The sequence below is a fragment of the Stenotrophomonas sp. 22385 genome, assembly GCF_052045085.1.
Classification (GTDB): Bacteria; Pseudomonadota; Gammaproteobacteria; order Xanthomonadales; family Xanthomonadaceae; genus Stenotrophomonas.
Window position 1 is genome coordinate 823,884 of the sequence record NZ_JBQEOG010000001.1, and the last position, 20,022, is coordinate 843,905.

Below are 20,022 nucleotides of genomic sequence, written 5' to 3' on the forward strand. Positions count from 1 at the left end.
GTCGGCAGGGGAGAAACCGTGGGGCTTATCCCAAAAAGCCAGTCGCCGCTTATTGGCGTCGACATCAGCTCGACTGCAGTAAAGCTCTTGCAGCTTTCCCGCAGTGGCAATCGTTTCCGCGTGGAACATTACGCCGTGGAACCACTACCGCCTAATGCGGTGGTGGAAAAGAACATCGTGGAAGTGGAGGCCGTGGGTGAGGCCATCCGCCGCGCGGTGAACCGTTCAGGCACCAAGGCCCGGCATGCTGCCGCGGCCGTGGCCGGCTCGGCGGTCATCACCAAGCTCATCCCGATGCCCGCTGACCTGGACGAGAACGACATGGAAGCCCAGGTCGAGCTCGAAGCGGTCAATTACATCCCGTACCCGATCGAGGAAGTGAACCTCGATTTCGAGGTGCTCGGCGCGATTCCCAACAACCCGGAAATGGTCCAGGTGCTGTTGGCGGCGTCGCGGTCGGAGAACGTCGAGCTGCGCCAATCGGCGCTGGAGCTCGGTGGCCTGACTGCGCGGGTGATGGATGTTGAGGCCTTCGCGGTCGAAAACGCCTTCGCGCTGGTAGCCAGTGAACTGCCGATCGCCAGCGATGGCGTGGTCGCGCTGGTCGACATCGGCGCCACCATGACCACCCTGAACGTACTTCGCGGCGGGCGCAGCCTGTACAGCCGCGAACAGGTGTTTGGTGGCAAGCAGCTGACCGACGAGGTCATGCGCCGCTACGGGCTGACCTACGAGGAAGCGGGCCTGGCCAAGCGCCAGGGTGGGTTGCCGGAAAGCTACGAGATGGAAGTGCTCGAGCCGTTCAAGGAAGCCACGGTCCAGCAGATCAGCCGGCTGCTGCAGTTCTTCTATGCAGGCAGTGAGTTCAACCGGGTCGACCACATCGTGCTGGCCGGTGGTTGCGCGGCGCTGGCCGGTCTTCCGGAGATGGTGGAGGAACAGCTGGGCGTGGCCACCGTGGTGGCCAATCCGCTGGCGCAGATGACGCTGGGTCCGAAGGTGCAGGCGCATGCCCTGGCCCAGGACGCACCGGCGCTGATGATTGCCACCGGTCTGGCGCTGAGGAGCTTCGACTGATGGCAAGAATCAATCTATTGCCCTGGCGCGCCGAGCGGCGCAAGCAACGCCAGCGCGAGTTCATGACCATGCTGGGCTTTGCCGCCATTGCGGGCGTGGTGCTTTCGGCGCTGATCTGGTTCTACTACGACCGCCAGATCAGTGGCCAGGGCGACCGCAATGCGTTCCTGACAGCCGAAATCGCGCGGGTCAAGGAGCAGAACAAGGAAATCGACCGCCTTGATCGCCAGAAGGACCGCCTGCTGGCGCGCAAGAAGGTGATCGAACAGCTGCAGGCCAAGCGCTCGCAGATGGTGCACCTGTTCGACGCGCTGGTCCGGACCATTCCCGATGGGCTGGTGTTGACCGCGCTGAAGCAGGAAGGCGACATCCTCACCCTGGAAGGCCGTACCCAGTCCAATGCCCGGGTCAGCGCCTACATGCGCAACCTGGAAAGTTCGGGCTGGATGACGAAGCCGGAACTGTCGGTGATCGAAGCGCGCAAGCCGGAAGAAGAGAAGGACAAGCCGGTCGGTCCCGTCTCCGACATCTCCGCGCTGCCGTACGTGTTCGTGGTCAAGGTGACGCTGCCGGCACAAAGCGAAGCGGTTGACGGTATCGCGCCGGATGGGACCGTGGTGGCACCGGGCACCGACCCGAATGCCGCGCCGGCCGCCCCCGCCGTGGCCCCGCTGGCCCCGGCCCCGGCCGGAAGTGCTGCCCCGGCCACTACGCCGACCCCGGCCGCCGAGCCGGCGCCTCCGGGCAGTCGCATCGTTCCCGCCCCGGCCGCGCAACCGGCGGCGTCCAGCACGCCGCAGAAGGGGGCCGCATGAGCCAGAAGAAAGTCAACCTGAAGGACCTGGACTTCAACAACATCGGCAATTGGCCGCAGCAGGCGAAGATCGTTTTCTGTGCGCTGCTGTCGCTGTTGATCGTGGTGCTGGCCTGGTTCGTGCTGATCAGCGGCAAGCGTGAAGAGCTCGACTCGCTGGAACGCACCGAGGTCTCGCTGCGCGCCGATTTCGAGAAAGAGCAGGGCCGCGCGGTCAACCTGGAGCCGCTCAAGCAGCAGCTGGCGCAGATGGAGCAGGTGCTGCAGCAGATGCTGCGCCAGCTTCCCAGCAAGACCGAGATGCCGGACCTGATCATCGACATCTCGCAGACCGCGTTGTCCAGCGGCCTGGTCAACGAGCTGTTCCAGCCCGGTGAGGAAGTGCCCAAGGAGTTCTACGCCGAAAAGCCGATCGCCCTGCGCATGGTGGGCAGCTACCACCAGTTCGGTGCCTTCGTCAGCGGCGTGGCCTCGCTGCCGCGCGTGGTCATCCTGACCATGCACGACATCAACCTCAAGCCCAAGGACCCCAAGACCGGCATTACCGCGCGCAGCGGCGCGCTGGAGCTGTCGGGCACGGTCAAGACCTACCGTTACCTGGACGACGTGGAAATGGAAGCGCAGGAGAAAGCGGCCGCACAGGCAGCAGGCCCGAACGGAGGCACGCCATGAACCTGGCCAGCACCGCACGGGTATGTGGCCTGCTGATGCTGGTCCTGTTGGCGGGCTGCGCACGCAGCATCTCCAGCACGCCCGGTGACGCGCCCAACCTGGAAAAGTGGGTTGCCGACGTGCGTGCACGCCCGGCACCGCCGCTCGAACCACTGCCTGTCATGCAGCAGTTCGAGACCTTCGAGTATTCCGCGCAGGGCATGCGTGATCCGTTCACCGATGCCTGGACGACGGCCCAGGGGGGCTCGGGCCTGCGTCCGGATCCGAACCGCCGCAAGGAGCCGCTGGAAGCCTTCCCGCTGGACTCTCTGGACATGGTCGGTTCGATCGGCAAGGGGAGCGCACTGGTCGCGCTGGTGATGGCGCCGGACAAGGTCACCTACCGGGTGCGTCCGGCCGTCTACATGGGGCAGAGCGACGGCCGGGTGACCGGGGTCTTCGAAGACCGGATCGAACTGATTGAACTGGTGCCGGATGGCGCGGGCGGCTGGCTGGAACGGCCTGCATCGCTTGCGCTTGAAGATCAATGAATGATTATGGGGATAGCACGATGACCTTTTCCAACGCCATGCTGCAGCGTCCCGACCGGCGCCCGAAGCTGATCCACCTGTGCGCGCTGGGAGTCGCGCTCATGGTGGCCAATGGCACCCTGATGGCGGCGACGCCGGCAGCTGCAGCCACGACCCAGGGGGCCGGCGCCGCGCCGGCCGTCGCACCGGCTTCGCTGGCGGTGTCCAAGATCGACTTCAAGCGCGGTGAAGACGGCAGCGGCCGGCTGATCCTGCAGTTCGATGGGAAGGGCGCCAACCCGGACCTGCGCAGCCAGGGCAACAGCGTCGTGATCGACGTTGGCAACGCGACCCTGCCGGACAACCTGCAGAAGTCGATCAACGTGGTCGACTTCGCCACGCCGGTACAGCGCATCGATCCCAAGCCCTACGGCGGCGGCACCCAGCTTGTGCTGGATACCAACACGCCGTTCGAGTCGCTGGCCTACCAGACCGGCAACGAATACGTGGTCGAGATCAGCGCCCGCAAGAGCGCCCCGGCTACCGGCGCGATCAACGCCACCACGGTGACCCAGGCGGCCACTGCAGTGGCCCAGCGCGGATACAGCGGCAAGCCGGTGACCTTCAACTTCCAGGACGTGCCGGTGCGCACCGTGCTGCAGTTGATCGCCGAAGAGTCCAACCTGAACATCGTGGCCTCTGACACCGTCGAAGGCAACGTCACCCTGCGCCTGGTCAACGTGCCTTGGGACCAGGCGCTGGACATCGTGCTGCGGGCCAAGGGCCTGGACAAGCGTCGTGACGGTGGCGTTGTGTGGGTCGCCCCGCAGCCGGAGCTGGCCAAGTTCGAGCAGGAGAAGGAAGACGCCCGCATCGCGATCGAGAACCGCCAGGACCTGATCACCGATTACGTGCAGATCAACTACCACAACGCAGCGCAGATCTTCAAAGCGCTGACCGAGGCCAAGGGCATCGGCGGCGGCAGTGGTGGTGGTGGTGGCGGTGGTGCCGGCAGCAGCAGCTCGCAGGAAGACAGCGGCTTCCTCTCCTCGCGTGGCCGCCTGGTGGCTGACGAGCGCACCAACACGCTGATGATCAGCGACATCCCGAAGAAGGTCGCGCGCATGCGCGAGCTGATCAACGTGATCGACCGCCCGGTCGACCAGGTGCTGATCGAAAGCCGCATCGTCATTGCCACCGACACCTTCGCGCGTGAACTGGGTGCCAAGTTCGGCATCACCGGCAGCCGCGACAACGTCTATTTCAGTGGCAACACCAGCAGCAACCACGACAACATCACCAGTGACGCCGAGAACGCGACCGAGTACCAGGAAGCGCTCAATGAGTGGGCTGCCGGCGGCGGTACCGGTCCGATCCCGGTGCGTCCCCCGCGCACCATCAATGCCGGTGGCCTGAACTGGAACCTGCCGGTGGCGGCGGCCAGCAACCCGGGTTCACTGGCCCTGTCGATCCTCAACGCCGGCTACCTGCTGGACGTGGAACTGTCGGCCATGCAGCAGGAATCGCGCGGTGAAGTGATCTCCAACCCGCGTGTGGTCACCACCAACCAGCGCGAAGCGGTGATCAAGCAGGGTAAGGAAATCGGCTATGTGACCATCACTGGCGGCTCTGCCGGCCAGGCGGCCACGCCCAACGTGCAGTTCAAGGAAGTGCTGCTCGAGCTGAAGGTCACCCCGACCATCACCAACGACAACCGCGTGTTCCTGAACATGGCGGTCAAGAAGGATGAAGTCGAAAGCTACATCGTGCTGGAAGGCTACGGCCAGGTTCCCTCGATCAACCGCCGCGAAGTCAACACCGCGGTGCTGGTGGATGATGGCCAGACCGTGGTGATCGGCGGCGTGTACGAGTTCACCGACCGCAACAGCGTCAACAAGGTGCCGTTCCTGGGCGACGTTCCCTTCCTGGGCAACCTGTTCAAGAAGCGCAGCCGCAACAAGGACAAGGCCGAACTGCTGGTCTTCGTCACCCCGAAGGTGCTGCGCGTGGCCAAAACCAACTGAGTCGCAGATCCAGCAGACGGTTGGCAAGCAAGAATCCGGTGCCCGCAGGGGCGCCGGATTTTTTTTTGGTCCGTCCATCGGAAACGGTTCAGGGCAGGGCAAGGGCGCCGCGCTATCCTGCTCCATGGCCCAGGCACACTGCTCCGGTTGCACCGCGCAATGCTGCCGGCTTACTGCCGTGCTGGCGTCGTCCGAACGCATCCCATCGAACCTGACCACCGAGATTGCCGACGGCGTGCTGGCCATGGCCAAGAGCGCGGACGGCTGGTGCGTGGCGCTCGACCGGGAAACCATGTCCTGCGGCATCTATGCCGAACGCCCGCAGGTCTGCAGGCGCTTCGAAATGGCCGGGCCTTACTGCAGCGCCATCTACGACGGCGCGGGTCGGGCGTAGCCGCGTTCAGGCAATCTTGATCCCGCTGCGCGGCCAGCCCTGCCATCATGTGCGCGGAACCTTACGCCTGTTGCGTGGGTCAGATGGACGCCATGAACCTGCCACCCCCCATGCCCGCAATCGACCCCGCGCCTTTCGTCGACACCCCCGAACACGACCGCCTGCATGCCGGCTTCCGTGCGCTGCGCGACTCGCTCGCGGCCGAGATCGTCGGCCAGGACGCGCTGGTCGAGCGCCTGCTGACCGCACTGCTGGCCGATGGCCACCTGCTGGTCGAAGGCGCACCCGGGCTGGCCAAGACCACCGCCATCCGCGCCCTGGCGGCCCGCCTGGAAGCTGACTTCTCGCGGGTGCAGTTCACCCCGGACCTGTTGCCCGCCGACCTGACCGGCACCGAGATCTGGCGGCCGCAGGAAGGCCGCTTCGAATTCGTGCCTGGACCGATCTTCCACCCCATCCTACTGGCCGACGAAATCAACCGCGCACCGGCCAAGGTGCAGTCGGCGCTGCTGGAGGCCATGGGCGAGCGCCAGGTCACCGTGGGCCGGCATACCTATGCGCTGCCGGCGCTGTTCCTGGTGATGGCCACCCAGAATCCGATCGAGCAGGAGGGCACCTTCCCGTTGCCCGAAGCGCAACTGGATCGGTTCCTGATGCACGTGCGGATCGGTTATCCCGATTCCAACGCCGAAGCCGAGATCCTGCGCCTGGCGCGCGAGCGCGCGCGTGATGCGCTCGGCACTGCGCCGGCGCCGCCGGCGCGCATGCCGCTGGACGACGTGTTCGCCGCCCGCCGCGCGGTGCTGTCGCTGCACATGGCACCGGCGCTGGAGCGTTACCTCATTGAACTGGTGCTGGCCACCCGCGACCCGGGTCGGTATGACCCGGCACTGGCAAAGCGCATCGCCTGGGGCGCCAGTCCGCGCGGCTCGATCGCGCTGGAGCGCTGCGCGCGTGCACGCGCCTGGCTGGCGGGGCGCGACTTCGTGACCCCCGAGGACGTACGCAGCGTCGCCCCCGACGTGCTGCGCCACCGCGTGCTGCCGAGCTATGAAGCCACGGCCGAAGGCTGGGACGGCGAACGGCTGGTGGCCGAACTGCTGGCCCGCATCCCGGTGCCTTGAGACCGGCATGACCGCTACGGATGACACTGCTGCCACTGCGTTGGCGGGCAACGGCGTGCAGCCGACCCTGGCCGAGCTGGTCGCGCTGCGGCGCAGCGCGCACCGGCTGGCACCGGCGCGACGGGGGCGGCTGGCGCATGCCGGGCAGGCGCCGTCGCCAATGCGCGGGCGCGGCATGGAATACGCAGAATCGCGCGAGTACGTCGCCGGCGATGACGCGCGGCACATCGACTGGCGGGTGACTGCCCGCACCGGACGCGCGCATACCAAGCTGTTCCAGGCCGAACGCGAGCGCCAGACGCTGCTTGTCGCCGACACCGACCCGGTGCTGTATTTCGGAACGCGGGTGCGCTTCAAGTCGGTGCAGGCCGCACGAGTCGGCGCCGTCGCGGCGTGGTTGGCACAGCGCCAGGGCGACCGCCTGTCCGCACTGCGCGGCAGCCGCACCGAAGCGCCGATCCCACCGGCCGGCGGCACGCGTGGCGTGCTGCGCGTGTTGGATGCGCTGACCCGCTGGTACGCCGCACCACCGCCCGACGACGCCGGCCTGGATAATGCATTGCAACAAGCCGCACGCGTGCTGCGCCCCGGCGCGCGCGTGGTAGTGCTGGCCGACCCGGCCCGCGCGGCCGCCATTGATGTTCCGCGCTGGACCGCGCTGGCCATGCACCATGAAGTGCAGTTGATGCTGCTGGCCGATCCGCTGGAGCTGGCGCCGCCGGATGGCGTGCTGCCGTTCCTGTCGCAGGGCCGGCAGGTAGTGCTGGATCTGCATGACAGCGCCGTGCGCGAACACTGGCACGCCCGCTTCGTTGAACCGCTGGAAACGCTGCAGCGCAGCCTCGGCGCGCGTCGCATCCAGGTGCACGTGGTGAGTACCGATGACGCCAGCGACTGCTGGCTGGGTCCGCTGCCGTCGGCGGTGGTCGCATGAGCGCAGCCGCCTCGCTCCCGCTGCGCGACGTGCATCTGCCGCCCACTCCGTCCTGGTGGCCGTTGCCGCTGGGCTGGTGGGTGGTGCTGGCGGCGCTGGCGCTGGTCGTGTTGCTGGCGTGGGCGTGGCGCGCGCACCGACGGCGCCAGCAGCGCCGCTGGCTTCAGGTGTTCGACACCGCTGTGGATGCCGCAGACAGCGGCAGCGCCCAGGTCGCAACGATGGCCGAGCTGCTGCGCCGCGCCGCGCGCCGCCACCAAGCGGGCGCGGAACTGCTGCAGGGCCAGGCCTGGCTGGAATTCCTCGATGCCCCCGGCAGCCGCGCCTTCTCCGACGGCGATGGACGCCTGCTGCTCGACGGTGGCTACCGCCGCAGCCTCGACGCGGCCGCCGTACAGCGTGTGCGCGACCTCGCGCGCGCGCGATTCCTCGACCTGATCAGCAGGCGCGGCCGATGATCCCGGGCCTGTCTTCCGTGCTGCCGTGGCTGGATGCGCTGGCCTGGCCGTGGGCATTGCTGGCCCTGCCGCTGCCCTGGCTGATGCGCTGGTGGCCGCGCCGGAACGCAGTGGCCCCTGCGCTGCGCGTGCCCTATGCCGCCGGCACCCTGGCCGCGCTGGGCCAGGCCACCGGCACTGGCGCATGGCGCGTCGGCCGGCTCCTGCTGTGGCTGGCCTGGGCCTGCCTGTGCGTGGCCATGGCCAGACCGCAGCAACTGGGCGAGCCGGTCACCCCGCCGCAGCAGGGCCGGCAGATGATGCTCGCCGTGGACGTCTCCGGCAGCATGAGCGAGCCCGACATGATGCTGGGCAACCAGGTCGTGCAGCGTCTTTCCGCAGCGAAGGCGGTACTGGCCGATTTCCTCGACCGCCGCGCCGGCGATCGGGTGGGGCTGCTCATCTTCGGCGAACGCGCCTATACGCTGACGCCTATCACCGCCGACCTCACCACGGTGCGCAACCAGCTCACCGACAGCGAAGTCGGCCTGGCCGGCCGCGACACCGCCATCGGCGATGCCATCGCACTGGCGGTCAAGCGCCTGCGCGAACAGCCTGAAGGCCAACGCGTGCTGATCCTGCTGACCGACGGCGTCAGCAACGCCGGCGTGCTGCAGCCGCTGCGCGCGGCCGAACTGGCCAAGGCCGAGGGCGTGCGCGTGTATCCGGTGGCCTTCGGCGGGGACGGTGGCATGAGCCTGTTCGGCGTGCAGATTGCCGCCGGCGACGATCCGGTGGACGAGGCCACGCTGCGCCGCATTGCCGACCTCACCGGCGGCCGTGCGTTCCGCGCGCGCAACACCGACGAACTGGCCGGCATCTATGCCGAGCTGGACCGGCTGGAGCCGATCACCGCCGCAGGCGCGGCGGTACGTCCGTATATCGAACGCTATGCGTGGCCGCTGGCGCTGGCCATGCTGCTGGGTGGGCTGGGCTGGCTGCTGCCGAGGCGTTGGGCATGAACACGCTGATCACCCACGTGCATCTGGCACGCCCTGCGTTGCTCTGGGCGCTGGCCGCGCTGCCGCTGATCGCGCTGCTCTGGACCTGGCGCCGCCGTCGCGGCAGCGTCTGGCGTCAGAATGTGGATGCGCACCTGCTGCCGCACCTGCTGGTGGCGGGTGGGCGCCGTGCGTGGAGCGGGCTGGCGCTGCTGTTGCTGGGCTGGACCCTGGCCGTGGTGGCCCTGGCCGGCCCTGGCTGGCGACAAGTGCCGCAGCCGCTGTGGCAGGCGCCGGCGCCGCTGGTGGTAGCGCTGGACCTGTCCTCGCGCACTACCGCCACCGACCTGCCACCCTCACGCCTGCTGCAGGCGCGGGCCAAGCTGGCCACACTGCTGCGCGAGCGCAGCGGCGGTGAGGTGGCGTTACTGGTCTACGCCGACGATGCGTTCACCGTTGCGCCGCTGACCGGCGACGCCGCCAACGTGGCGTTGTACCTGGACGCGCTGGCCCCGGATGTGATGCCACGCGACGGCCAACGCGCCGACCGTGCGATTGAAGCGGCGGTGCTGTTGCTGCAGCAGTCCGGCGCCAAGGGCGGCGACATCCTGCTGCTGACCGACCGTGCCGATGACGCCGCACGTGCCGCGGCCGCAGCGGCCAAGGCGCAGAACATCCACGTCTCGGTACTCGGGTTGGGTACCGCAGCGGGTGCGGCGTACCGCAGCGGCGATGGCCAGATCGCGCGCGCGCAGCTGGAGCCGGACACCCTGCGCGCGGTGGCCGATGCCGGCGGTGGTCGCTATGCGCCGGTGGCCGACGATGAGGGCGACCTGAAGTCACTGGGTGTGCTGACCCCACGCACGAGCACCGGCGGGCAGGAAAGCCGTAAAGGCGAAGGCCTGGCCTGGCGCGATGAAGGCTTCTGGCTGCTGCCACCGTTGATGCTGCTGTCGCTGTGGGCCTTCCGTCGCCGTGGCGTGGTGGCCGTGGCCCTGCTGTGCGTGATGCTGCCGCTGGCCATGCCCGCGCCCGCGCAGGCCGCCGAACGCAACTGGTGGCAGCGTGCCGACCAGCGCGACCAGCAGCGCGTGGCGGAGGGGGTGGATGCTTACCGGCGCGGCGATTTCCAGGCAGCGCAGCAGCAGTTCGAGGGCGTGAACGACGCCGAGGCCCGCTACAACCTGGGCAACGCGCTGGCCCGCCAGGGTCAGTACGACGCCGCGATTGCTGCCTACGACCAGGCGCTGGCCCTGCGCCCGGGCATGCCTGATGCGGTAGCCAACCGTGCCGCCGTGGAGGCCGCGCGCAAGCGCAAGCCGCCACCGGGGGGCGGGCAGCAACCGCAGCAACAACAGCAGAAGCCGTCGCCGCAGCCGCAGCAACAACAGCAACAACAACAACAACAGCAACAACAACAGAAGCAGGATCCCTCCTCGCAGGGCGAGCAGGGCCAGCCCAAGCCGGGGCAGGGCACGCCGCCGCAGGATCGCGATCCGGGCAAGCCCGACCCGGCCGAACAGGCGCGTGCCGATGCGGCCCAGCGCGAGCGCATGCGGCAGGCGCTGGAAAAACAGCAGGCCGGTGCGGGCAAAACCCCGGCGCAGCGCCGCGAGTCGAACGAAACGCCGCAGCAGCGCGAACAGCGCCAGGCGGTCGAGGCGTGGATGCGGCGGGTGCCTGATGAACCGGGCAATCTGCTGCGGCAGAAATTCCAACTGGAAAGCGAACGCAGGAAACGGGACGGACAATGAGCGCAGCACCTTCCACGCGACGTTGGTGGCGCGCCTGCGGCTGGCTGCTGCTGGGCGTGAGCAGCCTGGTCCAGGCCCAGCCCCGCGCGTGGCTGGACCGGCAGGCGATCAGCGACACCGACACGGTCACGCTCAACATCGAGACCGATGCCGGCGCACCGGATTACGCGCCGCTGCAGGCCGATTTCGAGCTCAGCGGCCAGACCAGCAGCCGCCAGGTGCAGTGGAGCCAGGGCGCGATGCAGTCGCGCTCGCTGTACGGCGTGGCGCTCAGCCCGCGGCGCAGTGGCGTGCTGACCATTCCCGCGCTGCAGGTGGGCGCGGCGCGGACCGCGCCCTTGCAGTTGACCGTGGCCGCCAGTGCCGCCGCGACGCCCGCCGTGCCCGGCAACGCCACCGCCTTCGTCGAAATGGAGGTCGATGACGCCAGCCCGTACGTGCAGCAGAGCGTGGGCGTGGTGGTGCGTCTTTACTACGCCTCCCAACTGCTGTCAGGCGAACTGGGTGTGGATGCGCCGGACGGTGCCTCGATGCAGCGCGTGGGCGAGGATCGCAGCCTGGTGCGCGAGGTCAACGGACGGCGATACAACCTGGTTGAACGCCGCTACCTGCTCATTCCCGAACGCAGCGGTCCGCTGGTGCTGCCCGGTGCACGCTTCAACGGACGCAGTGCAGGCGGCTTCTTCGATGACCTGTTCGGCGGCGATGGTCGCCTGCGCGCCAACGCGCCCGATCGCACCCTGCAGGTGCGCGCGCAGCCCGACGGCGCGCCGCAGCCGTGGCTGCCACTGCACGACCTGCGCCTGCGCTACACGGCCGCGCCCACCCGTGGCCGTGCCGGCGAGGCGGTCACGGTGGTGGTGGAAGCGGTCGCCGATGGCGCCACCCGCGCGCAGTTCCCTGAACTGCCGCCGCTGGATGCCGGCGCAGGCGCACAGGTGTTCGCCGAGCCGCCGCAGTATGACGAGACGTTCAACGGCAGCACCCCGCGCCTGACCCTGACCCGCCGCTATTCGGTGGTGCCACGCCAGCCCGGCACCCTGGTGATTCCGGGCCCGCGCATGGCCTGGTGGGATGTGCGCGGCAGCCAGCCACGCACCGCCACGCTGCCCGACCTGAGCCTGGCCGTCGCCGCCGGCGCCCCGGGCACGGTGCCCCCGCCGACAGCGCTGGATACCACCTCGCCCTTGCCCGGCACCACCGTCGCGCCGTCCGACACCCTCACCGTGGCCACCGCAGCCGGCCGGCCGTGGGGCTGGATCGGGGCAGCGGCGGCCTTTGCGGCGCTGTGGCTGATGACCCTGGCATGGGCATGGCGCCGTCGCCGGCAGCCTGCAGCGTCTGGCGCCTCCCATGCGGTGGTGGGGCCTGTGACCGCGGCGCAGATGCCGTCCCGGAGTGCGCTGCGCCGCGCCCTGGACCACGAAGGGCTGGACGAGATCGTCGCGATGCTGGGCCGGCTGGGCGGCGTACATGGCCTGGATGCCGTGCTGGCGCGGCTGGCCGACCCGGCGCAACGGCAAGCGCTGCGCGACATGCAGGCCGCGCGCTGGAGCCGTGACGGGGGCGATGCGACCCAGGCGCGACAGGCGCTGCGCCGCGCCTTCCATGACGGACCGCACTGGCAGCCGCCGCAGACCGCGGAAAATACTGGACTGGCGCCGCTCTATCCTTCGGATCGCTGAGTGGCCACCGGGCCGGGGTGGCCGGCTTTGCTAAGCTCTTCCTCTAATTTTCAAGGAACACCGCTCCATGACTGAGGCCGCAACGACCCGGCAGAAGCTGCCATTGCATTGGAAAATGGGCATTGGCTTCGGGCTTGGCCTGCTGTTGGGGCTGATCGTGCACGCCGTCGGGCCAGGCATTCCCTGGCTGCCCGATGCTGCCCGCGCGGTGATGACCTACCTGACCACGCCGCTGTCGGGGCTGTTCCTCAACCTGATCTTCATGCTGATCGTGCCGCTGATCTTCTCGGCGCTGGTGATGGGCGTCTCGGAGATGGGCGACATCCGCTCGCTCGGCCGGATCGGCTGGAAGACCCTGGCCTACACCGTGCTGCTGTCGGGCATCGCGGTCGGCCTGGGACTGGTGCTGGTCAACGTGCTCAAGCCGGGTGTGGGCGTGGACCCGGCCATGGCCCAGCAGCTGCTGCACGAAAACGTCGAGCGCAGCCGTGAGATCGTGGCCAACATCGGCGAGCAGCCCAAGGGCATGGACATGCTGCTGTCGATCGTGCCCAGCAACGTGCTGGCCGCCGCCTCCAGCAACGGCGCGATCCTGTCGCTGATGTTCTTCGCGCTGATGTTCGGCATCGGCATGGTGCTGTCGCCGGATGAAAAGACCGCGCCGCTGCGCAAGGTCATCGAAGGCGTGTTCGAAGTCTCGATGACCCTGATCAACCTGGTCATCCGCCTGGCGCCTTACGCGGTCGCCTGCTTCATGTTCAACCTGGCCGCGATCTTCGGCTTCGACCTGCTGATCCGCCTGGGTGCCTACGTGGGCGTGGTGGTGCTGGCACTGGCGCTGCACATGGTGGTGACCTACGGTGCGGCGGTGTGGCTGTCGGGGCGGTCGCCGCTGGCGTTCTTCCGCGATACCCAGGAGGCCACGGTGATGGCGTTCTCCACCGCCTCCAGCAACGCCACCCTGCCGACCGCGCTGCGCGTGGCCGACCAGATGGGGCTGCCGCAGAAGGTTTCGCGCTTCGTGCTGACCGTGGGCGCCACCGCCAACCAGAACGGCACCGCGCTGTTCGAAGGCGTGACGGTGATCTTCCTGGCCCAGTTCTTCGGCGTGGACCTGAGCATCACCCAACAGCTGATGGTGATGGTGGTCTGCATCCTGGGCGGCATCGGCACGGCCGGCGTGCCGTCCGGCTCGCTGCCCGTGGTGGCCATGATCTGCGCCATGGTCGGCGTGGACCCGATGGGCATCGGCCTGATCCTCGGCGTGAACCACTTCCTGGACATGTGCCGCACCGCGCTCAATGTCACCGGCGACCTGGCCCTGACCACCCTGGTGGCCAAGGGCGAAACCGAGGAAAGCCCGGTTCCGGGGCCGGTCGTGCCGCGCAGCTGACCGCGCCAATACTGGGTTCGTTCAAGAAAGTGAAGGTCCGGGCGGATTCCGTCTGGTGAGGTAGCCCCCTTGTGTTAAGGGGGCGCGCCGACAGGCGCGGGGATAGGAGGCATGCCCCGGGGCCCGCGTTTCGCATCGCGAAACGTGGGGCAGATGTTGGCGCAGCGCAAGCGCGCCAGCGCTGGAGCTGCGACAATATCTCGCCCGCATTAAGCGGGAGCCTCCCGACCCGACAGACTCATGACGCAGCCCACCCGCCGCCAGTTGGCCAACGCCATCCGCTTCCTTGCCGCTGATGCGGTCGAAACCGCCAAGTCCGGGCATCCCGGCATGCCGATGGGCATGGCAGATATCGCCGAAGTCCTCTGGAACGACTATCTCCGTCACAACCCGAACAACCCGAAGTGGTTCAACCGCGACCGCTTCGTGCTGTCCAACGGCCACGGCTCGATGCTGCAGTACGCGCTGCTGCACCTGAGCGGCTACGACCTGCCGATCGAACAGCTCAAGCAGTTCCGTCAGCTGGGCAGCAAGACCGCCGGCCACCCGGAACATCATGAAACCCCCGGAGTGGAAACCACCACCGGTCCGCTCGGCCAGGGCCTGGCCAATGCCGTGGGCTTCGCGCTGGCCGAAAAGCTGCTGGCCCAGCGCTACAACCGCCCCGAGCACGAGATCGTCGACCACCGCACCTGGGTGTTCCTCGGCGACGGCTGCCTGATGGAAGGCGTGTCGCACGAAGCCGCCTCGCTGGCCGGTACCTGGGGCTTGGGCAAGCTGGTCTGCTTCTGGGATGACAACCACATCTCCATCGACGGCAACACCGCCGGCTGGTTCACCGACAACACCCCCGAGCGTTTCGAGGCCTATGGCTGGAACGTGGTGCGCGGCGTCGATGGCCACGACCCGGAAAGCATCAAGGCCGCCATCGAGAACGCGCTGTCGCAGTCCGACAAGCCGACCCTGATCTGCTGCCGCACCACCATCGGGTTCGGTTCGCCGGGCAAGGCCGGCAAGGAATCCAGCCACGGCGCACCGCTGGGCAAGGATGAGCTGGAAGCCACCCGCAAGCAGCTGGGCTGGAACTACGGCCCGTTCGAGATCCCGGAAGAGATCTACGCCGGCTGGCGTGCCGGCGGTACCGGCACCCTGCGCCAGGCCGAGTGGGAACAGCAGTTCGACAAGTACGCCGCGCAGTTCCCGGCCGAAGCCGAAGAACTGACCCGCCGTTCGCATGGCGAGCTGCCGGCCGATTTCGTCGCCAAGGCCGATGCCTACATCGCTCAGGTGCAGGCCGAAGGCCAGACCATTGCCTCGCGCAAGGCCTCGCAGCTGGCCATCGAAGCCTTCGCGCCGCTGCTGCCGGAACTGGTGGGCGGTTCGGCCGATCTGGCGCACTCCAACCTGACCCTGTGGAAGGCCAGCAAGTCGGTCGCCACTGACGACCCGAACGCCAACTATGTGTACTACGGCGTGCGCGAGTTCGGCATGACCGCGATCGCCAATGGCCTGGCCCTGCACGGTGGCTTCATTCCGTTCGACGCCACCTTCCTGGTGTTCAGCGACTACGCCCGCAACGGCGTGCGCATGAGCGCGCTGATCCCGGCTCACGCCATCCACGTGTACACCCATGACTCGATCGGCCTGGGCGAAGACGGCCCGACCCACCAGCCGGTGGAACACCTGGCCTCGTTGCGCTACATCCCGAACAACGATGTGTGGCGCCCGTGCGATGCGGTTGAATCGGCGGTCAGCTGGAAGGCCGCGATCACCCGCCAGGATGGCCCGAGCTGCCTGGTGTTCAGCCGCCAGAACCTGCCGCACCAGCCGCGCAGCGCCGACCAGGTGGCGCAGATCGCCCGGGGCGGTTACGTGCTGGCCGATGCCGAAGGCGGCGTGCCGGACGTGATCCTGATCGGTACCGGTTCGGAAGTGGGCCTGGCCGTGGCCGCCAAGGCCGAACTCGACGCGGCCGGGATCAAGACCCGCGTGGTCTCGATGCCGTCCACCGACGTGTTCGAGCGCCAGGACGCGGCCTACCGTGAATCGGTGCTGCCCAACGCGGTGCGCAACCGCGTGGCGGTCGAAGCCGGCGTCACAGGTTTCTGGCGCCAGTACGTGGGCCTGGACGGTGCGGTGATCGGTATCGACACCTTCGGTGCATCGGCGCCGGCCGAGGCGCTCTACAAGCACTTCGGCATCACCTCCGATGCCGTCGTCGCCGCCGCGAAGGCGCAGCTGGCCAACTAAGGGCCAGCAACCAACGTAGTGCGAACGGCGCTTCCCGGAACGGAAGCGCCGTTTTCATTTGGACGCGAAGGCGATGCAGATGCTGTCGCGGGTAGAGTCGGTTCCCGAACGACTGCCGACACGGGGGGCGTTGCTGGGACGCATGACCTTCGAACGGAAACGCGCCTTCGTTTCAGGTCATGCGTTACCGGATGTTGCAGGGCCATCGGCAGTCGTTTGGGAACCGACTCTACCGGCGCGCGATGCGCGCCGCTTCAATGCCGGGCCACTCGTTCAGCCTTATGCGGTGCGCGCCAATCCGAGGCGGACCAGGCGTGCTTCCACCTTTTCGCCGAACGTGTTCGGGGCATCCAACCCCATCCGCTGCAGGTACACCACGTCCCCATCGCCGGCCGGCTGGGTGAACGCGGCCAGCAGCGTGCGCAGCTTCGCGCCGCGCGTCTGGGTGTTCTGCTTCAGCCAGCCCAATGCCTTGACCAGGTGCTGCTCCACTTCGGTGAAATCGCTGCCCAGCGGATAGTCGGGCAGGGCGCCGGACTGGCGGAACGGCGCCAGCGATGCGCTCACCGCGGCGGCCGTATTGCGCCGTGCCCAATGTTCGGGCGCGACGAAACCGGTGGCCAGTTTCTTCGAGGCCTTCGCCGTCTGCAGCAGGTTGCCCTGGAACGCCGCATCGGTGATCGCCGCCATGCCGATCACACAGTCCTCGTCGGTGAGGTTGCGCAGGTCGGCGATGCCGTATTCGTTGATGTAGATATCGCGCAGGTGGCGCGGAATGGTGGTGTGCCCGTAATTCCAGCGCACGTTGGACTGCAGCGTGCCCTTGTCCTCGCGCACCGCGCGGAACATCAGGGCGCTGCGCGCTTCGGGCAGTGCGTGCGCCATCGCCACGAAGTTGTACTGTCCGCCCACCCCCGACACCACGCGGCCATCTTCCAGCGCATCGGACACCGCCGCCCCCAGCGCGGTGGCCATCATGCAGGAGTTGAAGAAACGCGCATGCCGGCGCTGCAGCCGTTCCAGTGCCTCGTTGCCGCCATACAACTGGTTGATCTCGCTGATCCGGCGCATGCCGATCGCGCGGGATTCGTCTTCCGGCAGGTCGCGCAGCCACTGGTAGAACTCCGGCGAGCCCAGGTAGAACGCGCCATGCAGGTACTCGCCTTCGGCCTCCAGCGTGGCGTGGTCGATGGTCAGCGTGCTGCCGCTTTCGATGCGTTCCATCAACGCCAGGTCATCGTGCACCTTGCGTCGGATCACCCCGGTCTGCACCAGCCGGCGGAAACCCTCATTGAGCATCTCGCTGCAGCCGTACAGGCCCACCTCGAACGGTTCCAGGCCGCCACACGCCAGCACCGTCGGATGGCTGGCCAGGGTCGGGTCCAGCGCGTGCAGGATCTGCCGGTAGCGGGCGTTGTCCGTATGCCGCAGCACCAGCGCGTGGCTGATCGCATCGGCCAGCGTGCCGATGCCGATCTGCAGCGTGCCACCATCGCGGACCAGCGCGCTGGCATACAGGCCGATGGCGTAGTCGGCGTCGCTGACCGGCTGGCGCGGCAGTCCGAACAGCTCCGGATAGGGCGCCGGCGGGGTGATCACCAGGTCGAAGAAGGACACATCCACCGTGGCCGAGCCGCCCAGGTAGGGCAGCTGCGGGTCGATCTCGGCAATCAGCAGCGGGCGCGGCAGGCCACGCGCCAGCATCGCGTCGATGGTGTCCTGGGTGATGTCGTTGTTGCACGACAGCGACAGACGGCGGTCGTCGGGCCGCATCGCGACCTTCTGCACGATCGCGTGCGGCGCGCGCTGCGCCACCGCATCGGCGGCATGGGTGTAGTTGAGGCTGGTGTAGCCGCGCTGCGCCTGCGATGAACCGAGCAGCGCGCCGGACTGCATGTAGAACTCCTCCACCTGCACGTGGTCGGGCAGGCGGTCGCGCACCATCGCATCGGCGTAGGCCAGGCGCGGGAAATCCTCGCCGAAATGGCGCGCCGCGAACGGCGCCATGAAGCGCGCCTCCAGCCCGCCACCGGCCTTGGGCGGGTTCAACGACAGCGCGGTGTAGATCTGCAGCGGACGCGAGGGGTCGTTCTCGATCCGCGCATACAGCGCGTTGAGCAGCCGGTGCGGCTTGCCCAGCGCCAGCGGTGCGCCGATGCGCAGCGGCCCGTCGACACGCTGCAGCAGCCAGTCGGTTGCAGCGTCCAGGTCGGTGAGATGCTCGGTCATGCGGCGCGTTCCTGCGAAGTCTGTTTTTCATTACAGCACTTCCGGCTTGAACGGACCCGTGACACGGGGGGTTGACAGCGCGAAAGATTACGCGCGTAATTGGATCGTCGATTACAGGTGTAAATGATGAGCCAGATCAGCGAAGCCGAAGCCGTTGTCATGGAAGTGCTCTGGAACCGGCACCCGCAGGGCGCCGATGAGGTGGTGGCCGCGCTGGCCGATCGCGACTGGGCCGAGCCCACCATCAAGACCCTGCTCAACCGCCTGCTGACCAAGGGCGCGATCAGCGCCAGCCGTGATGGCCGCCGCTATCTGTACTCGCCGGTGCTGCAGCGCCAGGCCTGGGTGGCCGAGCAGAGCAGCGGGATGCTGGACAAACTGTTCGCCGGCCGGGTCGCGCCGCTGGTGGCGCATTTCAGCGAACGCGGCGAGTTGAGCGCGCAGGACATCGCCGAACTGAAGAAGCTGATCCAGGAGCTGGACCATGACTGAGCTGCTGCAGGGAGTGCTGCTGGCAAGCATGTGGGTGTCGATCGCCGTGGTGCTGCTGGCCGCGCTGCGCCCGCTGCTGCGCCGGCTGGGCGGCGCACCGCTGGTGTACCGCAGCTGGTGGCTGCTGCCGCTGGTGATGCTGGCACCGCTTTTGCCACTGCCCCGCGTGCCACTCGTCGAGGCCACGCCGGTGCACGCGCTGGGGGCCGCGCTGCGTGCGCCGGTGCTGCCGGCCGACGCGGTGCTGTGGCCGGCGCTGCTGGTCGCGCTGTGGGCGGCCGGTGCACTGCTGGTCGGCATCCTCCAGTGGCGTGGCCAGCGCCGCTTCGAACGTGGCATGGGCACGCTGCAGCCCCGCGGCGATGGCAGCTGGCAGGCCAGCGCCGATCCCGGCCTGCCGGCCCTGGTGGGCCTGTGGTCACCACGCGTGGTGGTCGGCCCGGATTTCGATCTGCGCTTCAGTGCGGCCGAACGCGCGCTGATCCTGCAGCACGAATGCCAGCACCGCCGTCATGGCGATCACTGGGCCAATGCCGCGCTGGCGCTGCTGCGCTGCCTGTTCTGGTTCCATCCGTTGTTGCCGTGGGCCTCGCGCCGCTTCCTGCGTGACCAGGAGCTGGCCTGCGACGCACGCACGGTCGACCCGCATCCGGCCTCGCGCCGGCTGTACGCCAACGCGCTGCTGAAGGCGCAGTTGGTCCACCCGGTTGCGCCCATGGCGTGCCACTGGCGCAGCCAACCGATGTTGAAGGAGCGAATTGCCATGATGAAGGAACACAAGCGCAGGGCGTTGCCGTGGGTGACCGGCCAGGTATTGGTGGTGGGGCTGTGCATGGGGCTGGGCGCGGTCGCCTGGGCCAGTCAGGCCGGCAGCGGCGGCAGCCCGGCGATCAGTGCCGAACCGTTCCAGTTCGCGCAGGAAGACGCGGCCAAGGCAGGGCTGGAGCGCCCGGTGACGATCGACAGGATGCCGCCGCCGAGCTACCCCGCCAGCGCCTTCGAGAACAACCAGAGCGGCGAAGTGGTGCTGCGCGTGGATGTGGACGCGCAGGGCAGGGTCAGCGATGTGCGCGTGCTCAGTGCAACCAACCCGGGCGTGTTCGACGCGGTATCGATCGCCGCAGCGCGGCAGTGGACCTACCGTCCGGCGATGAGGGATGGCAAAGCCGTGGCGGCCGCAGTCCGCATTCCAGTGAACTTCGCCCTGAGTGAAACGGTGACCGGCCAGTGAGG

At 68.2% G+C, this 20,022-nt stretch carries 17 protein-coding genes; 16 read left to right on the top strand and 1 reads right to left on the bottom strand.

Features of this window, described 5'->3' with window-relative positions; all coding sequences use genetic code 11:
- The first annotated feature begins 18 nt into the window (after positions 1-18).
- From ACTJI4_RS03535 to tkt, 14 genes are all read left to right on the top strand, one after another.
- Positions 19-1,077 carry a pilus assembly protein PilM gene (locus tag ACTJI4_RS03535; protein WP_038686523.1) on the top strand — a complete coding sequence of 353 codons (1,059 nt, stop codon included), beginning with the start codon at positions 19-21 and terminating at the stop codon, positions 1,075-1,077.
- Positions 1,077-1,892 carry a PilN domain-containing protein gene (locus ACTJI4_RS03540; RefSeq protein WP_392917848.1) on the top strand — a complete coding sequence of 272 codons (816 nt, stop codon included), beginning with the start codon at positions 1,077-1,079 and terminating at the stop codon, positions 1,890-1,892. The genes ACTJI4_RS03535 and ACTJI4_RS03540 overlap by 1 nt, the downstream gene beginning before the upstream one ends.
- Positions 1,889-2,563, top strand: coding sequence for a type 4a pilus biogenesis protein PilO (locus tag ACTJI4_RS03545; protein WP_392917845.1), 675 nt, complete (start codon positions 1,889-1,891; stop codon positions 2,561-2,563). Before ACTJI4_RS03540 ends, ACTJI4_RS03545 begins: the two co-directional genes overlap by 4 nt.
- Before the next feature lie 35 nt (positions 2,564-2,598).
- On the top strand, positions 2,599-3,093 hold the full coding sequence (locus ACTJI4_RS03550; RefSeq protein ID WP_392918869.1) for a pilus assembly protein PilP: 495 nt from the start codon (positions 2,599-2,601) through the stop codon (positions 3,091-3,093).
- Positions 3,094-3,113: 20 nt separating this feature from the next.
- Positions 3,114-5,096 carry a type IV pilus secretin PilQ gene (locus ACTJI4_RS03555; protein WP_392917842.1) on the top strand — a complete coding sequence of 661 codons (1,983 nt, stop codon included), beginning with the start codon at positions 3,114-3,116 and terminating at the stop codon, positions 5,094-5,096.
- 124 nt (positions 5,097-5,220) lie between these two features.
- Positions 5,221-5,490, top strand: coding sequence for a YkgJ family cysteine cluster protein (locus tag ACTJI4_RS03560; protein ID WP_440868519.1), 270 nt, complete (start codon positions 5,221-5,223; stop codon positions 5,488-5,490).
- Between the two features lie 92 nt (positions 5,491-5,582).
- A complete protein-coding gene (locus ACTJI4_RS03565; protein ID WP_440868520.1) occupies positions 5,583-6,614 on the top strand; it encodes an AAA family ATPase in 1,032 nt (343 codons plus the stop codon).
- A 7-nt stretch (positions 6,615-6,621) separates the two neighbouring features.
- A complete protein-coding gene (locus ACTJI4_RS03570) occupies positions 6,622-7,548 on the top strand; it encodes a DUF58 domain-containing protein (RefSeq protein WP_440868521.1) in 927 nt (308 codons plus the stop codon).
- A complete protein-coding gene (locus ACTJI4_RS03575) occupies positions 7,545-8,006 on the top strand; it encodes a DUF4381 domain-containing protein (RefSeq protein WP_440868522.1) in 462 nt (153 codons plus the stop codon). The genes ACTJI4_RS03570 and ACTJI4_RS03575 overlap by 4 nt, the downstream gene beginning before the upstream one ends.
- A complete protein-coding gene (locus tag ACTJI4_RS03580; RefSeq protein WP_440868523.1) occupies positions 8,003-9,007 on the top strand; it encodes a vWA domain-containing protein in 1,005 nt (334 codons plus the stop codon). Before ACTJI4_RS03575 ends, ACTJI4_RS03580 begins: the two co-directional genes overlap by 4 nt.
- A complete protein-coding gene (locus ACTJI4_RS03585) occupies positions 9,004-10,740 on the top strand; it encodes a tetratricopeptide repeat protein (RefSeq protein ID WP_440868524.1) in 1,737 nt (578 codons plus the stop codon). Before ACTJI4_RS03580 ends, ACTJI4_RS03585 begins: the two co-directional genes overlap by 4 nt.
- Complete coding sequence (locus tag ACTJI4_RS03590) at positions 10,737-12,425, top strand: BatD family protein (RefSeq protein WP_440868525.1); 1,689 nt, start codon at positions 10,737-10,739, stop codon at positions 12,423-12,425. The genes ACTJI4_RS03585 and ACTJI4_RS03590 overlap by 4 nt, the downstream gene beginning before the upstream one ends.
- A 67-nt stretch (positions 12,426-12,492) precedes the next feature.
- Positions 12,493-13,818, top strand: a complete 1,326-nt coding sequence (locus ACTJI4_RS03595) for a dicarboxylate/amino acid:cation symporter (RefSeq protein WP_392917819.1) — start codon at positions 12,493-12,495, stop codon at positions 13,816-13,818.
- A 240-nt stretch (positions 13,819-14,058) separates the two neighbouring features.
- Positions 14,059-16,068 carry a transketolase gene (tkt, locus tag ACTJI4_RS03600; protein ID WP_440868526.1) on the top strand — a complete coding sequence of 670 codons (2,010 nt, stop codon included), beginning with the start codon at positions 14,059-14,061 and terminating at the stop codon, positions 16,066-16,068.
- Positions 16,069-16,347: 279 nt separating this feature from the next.
- Here the strand turns inward: tkt and ACTJI4_RS03605 are convergent, their stop codons facing one another.
- A complete protein-coding gene (locus tag ACTJI4_RS03605) occupies positions 16,348-18,297 on the bottom strand; it encodes an acetyl-CoA hydrolase/transferase C-terminal domain-containing protein (protein ID WP_440868527.1) in 1,950 nt (649 codons plus the stop codon).
- Between the two features lie 126 nt (positions 18,298-18,423).
- On the opposite strand from ACTJI4_RS03605, the gene ACTJI4_RS03610 reads away from it, so the two are divergent.
- Together ACTJI4_RS03610 and ACTJI4_RS03615 are read left to right on the top strand one after the other, a co-directional pair.
- A complete protein-coding gene (locus ACTJI4_RS03610) occupies positions 18,424-18,789 on the top strand; it encodes a BlaI/MecI/CopY family transcriptional regulator (protein WP_392917810.1) in 366 nt (121 codons plus the stop codon).
- Positions 18,782-20,020, top strand: coding sequence for a M56 family metallopeptidase (locus tag ACTJI4_RS03615; protein WP_440868528.1), 1,239 nt, complete (start codon positions 18,782-18,784; stop codon positions 20,018-20,020). The genes ACTJI4_RS03610 and ACTJI4_RS03615 overlap by 8 nt, the downstream gene beginning before the upstream one ends.
- Positions 20,021-20,022 lie beyond the last annotated feature (2 nt).

Bases quoted from the DNA above. Each gene is read 5' to 3' on its own strand.
- ACTJI4_RS03590 (WP_440868525.1), top strand. From the start codon at position 10,737: ATGAGCGCAGCACCTTCCACGCGACGTTGGTGGCGCGCCTGCGGCTGG.
- ACTJI4_RS03610 (WP_392917810.1), top strand. From the start codon at position 18,424: ATGAGCCAGATCAGCGAAGCCGAAGCCGTTGTCATGGAAGTGCTCTGG.
- ACTJI4_RS03580 (WP_440868523.1), top strand. From the start codon at position 8,003: ATGATCCCGGGCCTGTCTTCCGTGCTGCCGTGGCTGGATGCGCTGGCC.
- ACTJI4_RS03555 (WP_392917842.1), top strand. From the start codon at position 3,114: ATGACCTTTTCCAACGCCATGCTGCAGCGTCCCGACCGGCGCCCGAAG.
- ACTJI4_RS03595 (WP_392917819.1), top strand. From the start codon at position 12,493: ATGACTGAGGCCGCAACGACCCGGCAGAAGCTGCCATTGCATTGGAAA.
- ACTJI4_RS03560 (WP_440868519.1), top strand. From the start codon at position 5,221: ATGGCCCAGGCACACTGCTCCGGTTGCACCGCGCAATGCTGCCGGCTT.
- ACTJI4_RS03570 (WP_440868521.1), top strand. From the start codon at position 6,622: ATGACCGCTACGGATGACACTGCTGCCACTGCGTTGGCGGGCAACGGC.
- ACTJI4_RS03605 (WP_440868527.1), bottom strand. From the start codon at position 18,297: ATGACCGAGCATCTCACCGACCTGGACGCTGCAACCGACTGGCTGCTG.
- ACTJI4_RS03565 (WP_440868520.1), top strand. From the start codon at position 5,583: ATGAACCTGCCACCCCCCATGCCCGCAATCGACCCCGCGCCTTTCGTC.
- ACTJI4_RS03540 (WP_392917848.1), top strand. From the start codon at position 1,077: ATGGCAAGAATCAATCTATTGCCCTGGCGCGCCGAGCGGCGCAAGCAA.
- ACTJI4_RS03550 (WP_392918869.1), top strand. From the start codon at position 2,599: ATGCTGGTCCTGTTGGCGGGCTGCGCACGCAGCATCTCCAGCACGCCC.
- ACTJI4_RS03615 (WP_440868528.1), top strand. From the start codon at position 18,782: ATGACTGAGCTGCTGCAGGGAGTGCTGCTGGCAAGCATGTGGGTGTCG.
- tkt (WP_440868526.1), top strand. From the start codon at position 14,059: ATGACGCAGCCCACCCGCCGCCAGTTGGCCAACGCCATCCGCTTCCTT.
- ACTJI4_RS03545 (WP_392917845.1), top strand. From the start codon at position 1,889: ATGAGCCAGAAGAAAGTCAACCTGAAGGACCTGGACTTCAACAACATC.
- ACTJI4_RS03585 (WP_440868524.1), top strand. From the start codon at position 9,004: ATGAACACGCTGATCACCCACGTGCATCTGGCACGCCCTGCGTTGCTC.
- ACTJI4_RS03575 (WP_440868522.1), top strand. From the start codon at position 7,545: ATGAGCGCAGCCGCCTCGCTCCCGCTGCGCGACGTGCATCTGCCGCCC.